Annotated in this window: 1 protein-coding gene and 1 pseudogene; both read left to right on the forward strand. The window is 42.6% G+C overall.

The annotated features are described in order from the left end of the window. Positions 1-357 (forward strand): YtpR family tRNA-binding protein (gene ytpR, locus ACRCJ0_RS17095; RefSeq protein ID WP_431391354.1); only part of this gene is annotated, 357 nt, incomplete at its 5' end. A gap of 58 nt (positions 358-415) precedes the next feature. Next, positions 416-770, forward strand: a pseudogene (locus ACRCJ0_RS17100) (hypothetical protein); the annotation flags it as partial.

Here is a 770-nt window from a genome sequence, read left to right on the forward strand (position 1 = left end):
CCGCGTTTAGTCGTGGCTGAAGTTTTAGAAGTGAAGGATTTAGAAGGTTCTGACCACTTGCATATTACGCAAACCAAAATTGGCCCAGATGAGGTTGTTCAAATTGTTTGTGGTGCGCCAAATGTCCGCGAAGGGATGTTTGTAGTGGCGGCCTTGCCAGGTGCTGTAATGCCAAATGGTCAAGTGATTTGGGAAGGTGAACTGCGTGGCGTTTCAAGCTACGGTATGTTAACTTCTGCATTTGAATTAGGTGTCGACCCTGAACATGTACGAAAAGGTATCCTTGAAATTAAAAATGACGTGCCAGTTGGAACATCATTTGATAAAATTAACAGTGAACATTTCGTTGACGCTTAGCAGATATTATACGGTCTGATTAGGCAAACTATACATGTATTGTGTTGGGGGTGAGTAGTTGAGTCGAGAGCATGACAAACTGAGACATTCTAAGGATAAATGGCAGCGATTTGAAGAGAAGTCCGCAAATCAGCCTGAACAATTTGTCCCATTTTATCATAAGGAGAATGATTCTTTGTTACACGAGAAAAATGACAATCCAATTACTTTCCCCAATTACATGAACTGGTATAACCAGGGGGAGGACCAATCTTCTGGACGGCAAATTCCGCCTAAAAAGACCTATCAAAGAGAGGGTCAAGGAGACGACCGTCAGCAGATGGATTATTATCTAGCCGAAAAAGATCATAATCACCGCTACCAACCCTCATATGGCCATTTTAACTATGCCAACAACGAAGACCGGGACACAA

This window comes from Aerococcus sp. L_32 (assembly GCF_050689315.1).